Origin of the sequence: Nostoc sp. NZL (assembly GCF_015714705.1) — a bacterium.
Lineage (GTDB): Bacteria > Cyanobacteriota > Cyanobacteriia > Cyanobacteriales > Nostocaceae > Nostoc > Nostoc foliaceum_A.
This window is the reverse complement of the sequence record NZ_WBKL01000063.1, coordinates 1-9306: the sequence shown is the minus strand read 5'-3', so window position 1 is coordinate 9306 and position 9306 is coordinate 1. Positions and strand designations below refer to the sequence as shown.

The following is a 9306-nucleotide window of genomic DNA, read 5'->3' as shown; positions in this document are numbered from 1 at the left end:
CCCTGCCCTCTGCCCCCTGCCCCCTACCTCCCCTGCTCCTTCTACTTTCAAAGACTTATGGCACAATCAATCTCTTTATCTCTGCCTCAATCTACAACGCCCTCAACAGGTGTCAGGGTAAAGGTAGTGGCTCTATTCAAGACTCTCGGTACTCTGACATTATTACTAATAGCCTTGCCGCTCAATGCTTTTATAGTGTTGGTATCTTTGCTGTGGGGCATTGTGCGATCGCCGTTTACGAAAAAAGCTGTCGTAGCTGCTCATCCTCAGACTATCTTGGTAAGTGGAGCCAAGATGACTAAAGCATTGCAACTTGCCCGCTCTTTCCATGCAGCAGGACATAGAGTTATTTTGATTGAAGGTCACAAATACTGGTTGTCCGGACATAGATTCTCAAAGGCGGTGAGTCGTTTTTACACAGTTCCTGCTCCGCAAGAAGATCCAGAAGCCTATATCCAAGCGCTAGTAGAAATCGTCAAGAAAGAAAAGGTTGATGTTTACGTACCTGTATGCAGTCCTGTCGCTAGCTATTATGACTCTTTAGCAAAGCCTGCATTATCGGAATACTGCGAAGTTTTCCATTTTGATGCAGATATAACCAAGATGTTGGATGATAAATTTGCCTTCACTGATCAGGCGCGATCGCTTGGTTTATCTGTCCCCAAGTCATTTAAAATCACAGATCCTCAACAAGTTATTAACTTTGATTTTAGTCAAGAAACCCGCAAATATATTCTTAAAAGTATATCTTACGACTCCGTTCGCCGCTTAGATTTAACCAAACTTCCTTGCAACACTCCAGAAGAGACAGCAGCTTTTGTCAACAGTTTACCCATCAGTCCAGAAAAACCTTGGATTATGCAAGAGTTTATTCCTGGCAAAGAATTATGCACTCATAGTACAGTGCGGAACGGAGAATTAAGATTGCATTGCTGTTCAAACTCTTCTGCCTTTCAGATTAACTATGAAAATGTCGAAAATCCCCAAATCCGTGAATGGGTGCAACACTTCGTCAAGAGTTTGGGATTGACTGGACAAGTGTCTTTCGATTTTATCCAAGCTGAAGACGGTACAGCTTACGCTATTGAATGCAATCCCCGCACGCATTCAGCAATCACAATGTTCTACAATCACCCTGGTGTTGCAAACGCCTATTTTGGTAAAACTCCCCTAGATGCACCTCTAGAACCCCTAGCAAGTAGCAAGCCCACCTACTGGATATATCACGAAATCTGGCGACTAACTGGTATCCGTTCCTGGAAACAATTGCAAACATCGCTTAATACCCTAGTGCGAGGCACTGATGCGATCTACTGCCTTGATGACCCCGTGCCATTTTTTACTTTGCATCACTGGCAGATTCCCTTACTTTTGCTGAAGAATCTGCAACAACTCAAGGGCTGGGTAAAAATAGACTTCAACATTGGCAAACTAGTTGAATTAGGTGGCGATTAAAAGAATTTGTAATTCGTAATTAAGTTAGGAAGAGGAATCATGTCAGTACTTCGTATCCTTCATTTAGTTGGGTCTGCATACAATGATTTTTACTGTGATTTGTCACGCCTTTACGCCCAAGACTGTCTGGCAGCAACAGCAGATCGATCGCGCTATGATTTTCAGATTGCATACATCACACCCGATAGCCACTGGCGATTTCCTCCCTCACTCAGCCCTGAAGATATTGCTGACACCAAACCGATTTCTCTGTCTGATGGCATACAGTTTCTAACAGCACAAAACATTGACCTCGTGTTACCACAAATGTTTTGTATTCCTGGAATGACTCACTACCGCGCCCTATTCGATTTGCTTAAAATCCCTTATATAGGCAATACTCCGGATGTCATGGCAATAACGGCGCACAAAGCTAGAGCCAAAGCAATTGTCGAAGCAGCAGGGGTGAAAGTGCCTCGTGGAGAACTACTTCGCCAAGGAGACATTCCGACAATTACACCTCCAGCAATCATCAAACCCGTAAGTTCCGACAACTCTTTAGGGGTGACCTTAGTCAAAGAGACTACTGATTATGACGCTGCTCTGAAAAAAGCATTTGAATATGGTTCGGAGGTCATCGTAGAAGAATTCATCGAACTCGGTCGAGAAGTCAGATGCGGCGTTATTGTCAAAGACGGGGAGCTAGTGGGTTTACCCCTTGAAGAGTATCTGGTAGATCCTCACGAAAAACCCATCCGCAGCTATGCTGATAAACTCAAACAAACAGATGATGGCAACTTGCATTTCGCCGCAAAAGATAATATCAAATCTTGGATTGTAGACCCTAACGATCCGATTACCCAAAAGGTTCAGCAAGTGGCTAAGAAGTGTCATCAAGCTTTGGGTTGTCGCCACTACAGTTTATTTGACTTCCGCATCGACCCAAAGGGAGAACCTTGGTTCTTAGAAGCCGGATTGTATTGTTCTTTTGCACCCAAAAGCGTGATTTCCTCTATGGCCAAAGCAGCGGGAATTCCTCTAAATGAGTTATTAATGACGGCTATCAATGAAACGTTGGGCAGTAATAAAAAGGTGTTGCAGAATTGCTAGTGAATTTATCGGCATAGGTTTTTCTGCTTGTAGCGGGTAGGTGAGCGATCGCTTAATAGGAGTTTTAAAGACAGATATCGCACAAACTTAATTAGGATACAGCAACATTCTTGAGGATGGTCATCGGCCCTTGGGCTTTGAGAATCTCCATTTCTGCTGCGTTTCGCACTAGCAAAGCACCAGCGAATCCTAATGAATTCACAGAGATAGACTGAAAATGCTCCTGCGATCGCGGTACGATCAACATCCATTCTCGTGTCGCTAGCAGATTGTAAGCACCAGATTGCCTTGCATCTAAACCCACAGCATGACGCAAAGTGCGGTAAATTTCCAGTGTTGCTTGGGCCCCTACCAATGGCGATTGCACCCAATGAGGATCTAGGGGGGCGAAAGCATGTATAAAAGGAAGTCCTGGTAAAGTTATGTTTGAGTCCTGAAATTTTGCTGTTGTTAGTAAAGGTTCAATAGGAACCTGCGGGCCTGAAAGTGCAAGTGGTAAGGGAACTAATTGCAAGTGCTTGTGTCGCTGACTAGCACCTGCGGTTTTGCCACTGTTGTAAAATACTAAACCATCCAAATCAGCCAGACATGCCCACATAGCCGTAAAATCTTCCAGGGTAAGTAAGCTTTCCTGTTCCTCGAAAGCACGGGTGATGATTAACAGGTGATAATCAACAACATTGAATTTATTTAAAATACATACATGGGTATCGGAAATATCTGCCACAAATAAATCCTTTTCATAAGGCAAGAAAGGATTAAACTCTTGACCAGATGTAGCAGATTGTTTTTCCTGTTTCTCCTTGGCTGCTTTTTTGCGATTTAAGTTAGACAAAATCCGCACTAAAAAGCGCACGTTATCCTGTTCAACAAATTCAAAATCTGTCGGGATTGACAACAGTGCCCCACATTGTAAAGCATGTTCAGTCTGTTCTTTGACACTTGTCCATAAAGTGCCAGGCTTAAGTAAGATTTTACCCTGTGCCATTTTATTCCTTCAGACATCGATAGAACACGCAATTTGGGCGCACATTTGTGCACCCCTACGAATGACTATATTCCAATACAGTTCAGTTAATGTAGGATGCGATAAGTAAAATATCAAACCTTTCACAACAACGCAATACGTCTGCAACAAAACTGTCATAAATCATATCTACATTAGTAATACATCTAAATATTTTTCCAGACAGCAAATGCAAAACGAATCTCGCGACAGAGAACACCCATCAAATAGCATTTTACATAATACCGCTGATGCCAAATACCATAATCGAGCACCCTGGAAAAAGGCTGCCGCCTCTCTATCGCTGGTGCTTCTGGGATCAGGTATGACATTGGCAGGCGGCTATATAGCTGGAAATTCTCGGCAGGTGTCTGAGAGTGCATCTAATTTGGCAGTTAGTCGAGTAAATGCTGCTCCCCCATTACCAGCCGCCACAGATCCTAACTTTGTGACACAGGTGGTGCAAAAGGTCGGGCCAGCAGTAGTGCGGATTAACTCTTCCCGAACGGTAAGAACCCGGATACCAGATGAATTTAACGATCCGTTTTTTCGCCGCTTTTTTGGTTCCCAACTGCCACAATCAGGAGAAAGGGTAGAACGGGGTACTGGTTCAGGTTTTATCATCAGTGCCGATGGTCGGATTCTCACTAACGCCCATGTGGTAGATGGTGCTGATACGGTGACAGTGACACTCAAGGATGGGCGCACCTTGCAAGGTAAAGTGTTAGGAAAAGATGAATTAACCGATGTCGCTGTTATCAAGGTTCAGGCACAGAATCTACCTTCAGTAGCCTTGGGTAACTCAGATCAACTGCAACCGGGAGAATGGGCGATCGCGATCGGCAACCCCCTTGGACTAGATAATACAGTAACTACTGGCATTATCAGTGCTACTGGACGCAGTAGCAATCAAATCGGTGCTCCCGATCGGCGAGTAGAGTATATTCAAACCGACGCAGCAATTAATCCTGGTAACTCCGGTGGGCCCCTGCTAAATTCTCGTGGTGAGGTAATTGCTATGAATACAGCCATTATCCAAGGGGCACAAGGATTAGGCTTTGCTATTCCCATTAACACAGCACAACGCATTTCCAGCCAACTTATAGCTACAGGCAAAGTAGAACATCCTTACCTGGGAATTCAGATGGTGGGGTTAACACCTCAGCTAAAACAAAATATCAACTCAGATCCTAATAGCGGTTTGAATGTGAATGAAGATAAAGGTGTATTGGTTGTGAAAGTTGTGCCAAATTCACCAGCTGCTAAAGCAGGGATACGTGCTGGTGATGTTATCCAAAAGCTTGGCGGGCAATCAGTCACAGATGCCAGCAGCGTCCAAAAGGCAGTAGAAAATAGCCAAGTTGGGGGCGATTTACGTATGGAATTACGTCGCAATGGTCAGAATCTTAACATAGCTGTGCAACCTGGTGCTTTTCCCACACAAGTGCAATAAAAATTTTCCTATCAATTGCATAAAAGTTAATTTTTTGGGATAGGTATTTTACCCGTCCCTTTTTTTCAGGTGGCAAATATAAGGTAGGCACAGCCACAAACATCAGAATCGAAGTTTTCGCTATTAACAGTATCTCCCTGTAAAAATACTTTTCTTCAAGAATAGAGTCATTTTTATATTTTTATCTATGACATTAGTCACGGTTTAACTAATTACCTTTTTCACTAGTTTATAGTTATTTTCAATCCTATTATTTATTTGTCAAAGAGATTAATATTTTGCTAAAAATTAATCTCTTTGATGTCTACATTATAGAAGGAAAGTTTGCGAATGAGTATTAAAAGAATGCTTGCTACAGCAGCACTGATTTTACCAATTGCTGTTACCTTGATTCCTTCCCAAGCTGATGCTCAGATCAGAAGGCCAGTTAGGCGACCTGTTCAAGTTAGAATAATCAAAAAACCATCGCCAGTTAGGGTTTATACCCCTGTTCAAGCGAGAAGGAGAATATTGGTTCCTGGACGTTGGGTGCAAACAAATCGTGGTCGCCAGTGGATACCCGCTCGCTATGTATATAGATAAAAAGACCTATAACTGCAAAAAATTATTACCCATCAATATTGATTGCAGAGTTCTTTTTTCATAGCTTTAGTTGGAGTTTAAAAATCCCCTTTAGAAATATTCTAAAGGGGCATTATTTCATGTTTACAATAAATAGGTAGACATAATTAAACATATGAAAAAATCCTAGTTTGTAGTGAGCAATTTATCGCTTATTCAGATTTATCAGGACTTTAGCCCTGACCCTTCGGGTTCGTTAGTCGCTCATGGGGGAAACCCCCAAGACCGCGCTAACTTACTACAAACTTGAATTTATTTATGCCTAGCAAGAAGTTGCAACTGAATTTTAAGCTAGAGCTACGGCTGGTTGCTGCCAGCGTCCCACCGCCTTACCAATTACTGCTAATTCTTGCATCAAGTTATCGAAACGGTCTGGTGTCAGAGATTGCGGCCCATCAGATAAGGCTTTGGCAGGGTTGGGGTGAACCTCTATCATCAGGGAATCTGTGCCAGCTGCGATCGCAGCCATTGCCATTGAAGGCACAAATTCAGACCAACCTACGCCGTGGCTAGGGTCAATCATAATAGGCAGGTGAGTCAGCTTTCGTAACACTGGCACTACCGATAAATCCAGCGTATTTCGCGTATACTGACGGTCAAAGGTGCGTATTCCCCTTTCACACAAGATTACATTGGGATTGCCAGATGCCAAAATATACTCGGCTGCCATCAACCAATCTTCAATAGTTGCCGCCATTCCCCGCTTCAGTAGAACTGGTTTTGGCTGCGCTCCCACTTTTTTGAGCAAGGAGAAATTCTGCATATTCCTTGCCCCCACCTGGATGACATCAGCAATTTCAGCAATTTTATCTAGGTCAGCGGCATCCATCACTTCTGTAATAATACCTAGTCCGCTGACTTCCCGCGCCTTCGCTAATAAATCCAAAGCACTCTCACCGTGTCCTTGAAAAGCGTAAGGTGAAGTCCGGGGTTTGTATGCCCCGCCGCGCAAGAACTTGGCTCCAGCTGTCTTGACGCGCCGCGCCGTCTCCACAATCATTTCTTCATTTTCTACGGAGCAAGGCCCGGCAACGACTACTAAAGGGTGATGTTCACCAAATATTACTGCTCCATTGGGAATATTAACTACCACTTCCGAAGCTTCGCCGTGGCGGTACTGGCGGCTGGCTCGTTTGTAAGGCTGCTCTACCCGCAACACCTGCTCAATCCACGGACTAAGTTCCTGAATTTGTAGTGGATCTAAGCTGGCAGTTTCACCTACTAGACCAATGACTACTTTGTGTTGACCAACAATTTTTTCTGGAGTTAGCCCCCAGCTACTTAGTTCCTCATCAATGCGGTTTATTTCCGCTTCTGGGGAACCACTTTTCATTACTATGATCATGTGAAAGTTCCTGATTAATTGAGAAAAATTTTCTGTAAATAGGCTAACTTTATTGTTGCCTATTGCCCTAATTACGAGTAGTTAAAAATAAAATTTATTTACAAAATAAACAGACAAAATATAGCGCTCAGTCAGTAGTTTTACTACTAAATAACTGGATATAAGGTATAAAAAAGTTTATATATTTTTAATTAGCAATGTTGAAGTTATAAAATTTCAACTTCAACATTCACTTCTTTATTTACCCGATACCGCAGTTATCTAAATACCTGAGCGCCGTTCATTATGAGTTTTTTTGTCGAGTTTCGCGCCAAACTGCCACCATTCGTCCCCAATTGGTGTTGAATTCACCCAAACCTAACAAACTTCCGACTCTTTCTTCATCCCAAGAGGCAGAAAGAACGCCATAAGTTATCCCTAAGACCCCCAAACCAAATAATCCCATATTCACCAATAACACGGCGATGGGAGGTAGTTGGATGTTGGAGTAGGTAGCAAGCAGATAGCTAACAACCAAGGCGCTAATGCCCAAAGCTGTTGGTACACCACAGAATCCAGCTACCCGTCGGATCATCCGCTGGCTGACTACTTGGGGAATAGCCATCTCTTCCTTGCTGTAAGGCCGTTTTCTATCAGCCTGTTTGCTAGATTCTTGTGGCTGTGCTGCTGGTTTACTTTGAGTTTTTGCGGGTTTTTGGCGCTTTTTTTTCGGTTCAAAGGGCAAGCGACTGCGTTCAGATTCTTCAGCAGACATAAGCGGTAATCCTATCCACGAATACCAAGGCGAGCAATCAAAGCTTGATATTTTTCCCGGCTTTCCTGCGATATATAAGCTAGAAGACGCTTGCGCTGACCAATTAGCTTCAATAGTCCCCGCCGGGAAGAATGGTCTTTTTTGTTTGCCTGGAGATGTTCACTGAGGCGGTTAATGCGCTCAGTTAGCATGGCAACTTGGACATCGGCCGAACCAGTGTCGGTTTCGTGTACTTGGTAGTTGGAAATTATTTCTTGTTTCCGCAGTTGCGTCAGAGCCATGATCGATTCAATTTCTAGTTTTTCTAAATGTATGTAGCAGTCTCCCATAATATCACAGCCATCAAGCTGGATGTGGAATCATCTTTGCTGCTACGCCTTGCATTTTAAGAGACTCAGTAAGTCAAAAGCCAGACTCCAGTATCCTCTAGATAGTAGACGCGGTACTGAATCGTATTCGGATATACAACATTCTTATCAAACTATCTACAAATTGCTAATCATTGTGTTAATGTCTTTGTTTGATAATCACACTTCAATATGAGATACCAGGTAGGGGGTAGTCTCCGCAGTGACGATCCCACATATGTTATCCGTCAGGCAGACGAAAAACTTTATACAAGCCTGAAGGCTGGTGATTTTTGTTACGTCTTCAATTCTCGCCAGATGGGCAAGTCATCCCTACTACAGCGCACAAGTTATCGTCTTAGACAAGAAGGCTATAGCTGTGTTTACTTGGATGTGACCACATTGGGTAGCGAGGATACTACACCGGAACAATGGTACAAAGGTGTTATTATCAGCTTGTTCTACGGCTTAAATCTGGTGGGAAAAGTCAAATTTAAGCAATGGTGGGAGATGCAAACAGGTCTTTCCTCAGTGCAAAAACTACACCAGTTCGTAGAAGAAGTGTTGCTGCCAAATATTCAAAGCGAATCTCTGCCAAACGCCAAAGCCGAACGTATTTTCATCTTCATTGATGAGATTGACAGTCTGTTAAGTTTAAGCTTTCCTGTCAGTGACTTTTTTGCCTGGATTCGTCATTGCTATAATCAGCAGGCACATGACCCGAATTTTCAACGCTTAGGATTTGCGCTGTTTGGGGTAGCTAGTCCATCTGACCTAATTTCTGACAAACGTCGCACCCCTTTTAACATTGGTACAGCGATAGATTTACACGGCTTTCAACTCCATGAAGCCACGCCATTGCTAAAGGGATTAGAGGAAGTTATAACTCAACCGAAAGCAGTACTTCAAGAGATTATTTATTGGACAGGGGGACAACCATTTCTTACCCAAAAGCTCTGTCAGTTAATTGTCCACACAGCTTTAAAAACATCTAATAGAAAAATTGATTTATCGCTAGAAACTGAAACATCTTGGGTAGAAAAATTTGTGCGATCGCAGATTATTCAACACTGGGAAGCCAAAGACGATCCTGAACACCTCCGCACAATTCGCGATCGCCTACTTTTTAACGAACACCGAGCCGGAAGATTACTAGGGCTTTACCAACGAGTGTTGCAAGCGGAAGAAGCAGGGGAGCAGGGGGCAGGGCTGTCTCTTATACACATCTCCGAGCCC

General features: G+C 43.3%; 9 protein-coding genes. 5 read left to right on the top strand and 4 right to left on the bottom strand.

Annotated elements, in window-relative coordinates:
* Nucleotides 1-57 precede the first annotated feature (57 nt).
* Complete coding sequence (locus tag F8R90_RS09040) at nt 58-1455, top strand: ATP-grasp domain-containing protein (RefSeq protein ID WP_196510476.1); 1398 nt, start codon at nt 58-60, stop codon at nt 1453-1455.
* Nucleotides 1456-1494: 39 nt separating this feature from the next.
* Nucleotides 1495-2544 (top strand): D-alanine--D-alanine ligase family protein, encoded by a 1050-nt coding sequence (locus tag F8R90_RS09035; RefSeq protein ID WP_196510475.1) that lies wholly within the window; start codon nt 1495-1497, stop codon nt 2542-2544.
* A 91-nt stretch (nt 2545-2635) separates the two neighbouring features.
* Here the strand turns inward: F8R90_RS09035 and F8R90_RS09030 are convergent, their stop codons facing one another.
* The gene (locus tag F8R90_RS09030; protein ID WP_196510474.1) at nt 2636-3532 is read right to left on the bottom strand and encodes an ATP adenylyltransferase family protein; all 897 of its coding nucleotides are present in this window, start codon (nt 3530-3532) and stop codon (nt 2636-2638) included.
* A 208-nt stretch (nt 3533-3740) separates the two neighbouring features.
* Between F8R90_RS09030 and F8R90_RS09025 the strand changes: the two genes are divergently transcribed.
* Both F8R90_RS09025 and F8R90_RS09020 read left to right on the top strand, forming a co-directional pair.
* Nucleotides 3741-5003 carry an HhoA/HhoB/HtrA family serine endopeptidase gene (locus F8R90_RS09025; RefSeq protein WP_196510473.1) on the top strand — a complete coding sequence of 421 codons (1263 nt, stop codon included), beginning with the start codon at nt 3741-3743 and terminating at the stop codon, nt 5001-5003.
* Between the two features lie 330 nt (nt 5004-5333).
* A complete protein-coding gene (locus F8R90_RS09020) occupies nt 5334-5585 on the top strand; it encodes a hypothetical protein (protein ID WP_196510472.1) in 252 nt (83 codons plus the stop codon).
* Between the two features lie 325 nt (nt 5586-5910).
* Here the strand turns inward: F8R90_RS09020 and aroF are convergent, their stop codons facing one another.
* The 3 genes from aroF to rpsO form a co-directional block, all read right to left on the bottom strand.
* Nucleotides 5911-6969, bottom strand: a complete 1059-nt coding sequence (gene aroF / locus F8R90_RS09015) for a 3-deoxy-7-phosphoheptulonate synthase (RefSeq protein WP_196510471.1) — start codon at nt 6967-6969, stop codon at nt 5911-5913.
* 283 nt (nt 6970-7252) lie between these two features.
* Entirely contained in the window at nt 7253-7723 is a 471-nt protein-coding gene (locus F8R90_RS09010; RefSeq protein ID WP_196510470.1) for a PAM68 family protein, read from the bottom strand.
* Between the two features lie 11 nt (nt 7724-7734).
* Complete coding sequence (rpsO, locus tag F8R90_RS09005; protein WP_041565894.1) at nt 7735-8004, bottom strand: 30S ribosomal protein S15; 270 nt, start codon at nt 8002-8004, stop codon at nt 7735-7737.
* Nucleotides 8005-8262: 258 nt separating this feature from the next.
* On the opposite strand from rpsO, the gene F8R90_RS09000 reads away from it, so the two are divergent.
* A partial coding sequence (locus F8R90_RS09000; RefSeq protein ID WP_196510469.1) for an AAA-like domain-containing protein occupies nt 8263-9306 on the top strand: 1044 nt, incomplete at its 3' end.

What these genes read in the sequence shown, in the direction of transcription:
- F8R90_RS09035 (WP_196510475.1), top strand. Translation starts at nt 1,495, where the DNA reads ATGTCAGTACTTCGTATCCTTCATTTAGTTGGGTCTGCATACAATGAT.
- rpsO (WP_041565894.1), bottom strand. Translation starts at nt 8,004, where the DNA reads ATGGCTCTGACGCAACTGCGGAAACAAGAAATAATTTCCAACTACCAA.
- F8R90_RS09040 (WP_196510476.1), top strand. Translation starts at nt 58, where the DNA reads ATGGCACAATCAATCTCTTTATCTCTGCCTCAATCTACAACGCCCTCA.
- F8R90_RS09030 (WP_196510474.1), bottom strand. Translation starts at nt 3,532, where the DNA reads ATGGCACAGGGTAAAATCTTACTTAAGCCTGGCACTTTATGGACAAGT.
- F8R90_RS09010 (WP_196510470.1), bottom strand. Translation starts at nt 7,723, where the DNA reads ATGTCTGCTGAAGAATCTGAACGCAGTCGCTTGCCCTTTGAACCGAAA.
- aroF (WP_196510471.1), bottom strand. Translation starts at nt 6,969, where the DNA reads ATGATCATAGTAATGAAAAGTGGTTCCCCAGAAGCGGAAATAAACCGC.
- F8R90_RS09020 (WP_196510472.1), top strand. Translation starts at nt 5,334, where the DNA reads ATGAGTATTAAAAGAATGCTTGCTACAGCAGCACTGATTTTACCAATT.
- F8R90_RS09025 (WP_196510473.1), top strand. Translation starts at nt 3,741, where the DNA reads ATGCAAAACGAATCTCGCGACAGAGAACACCCATCAAATAGCATTTTA.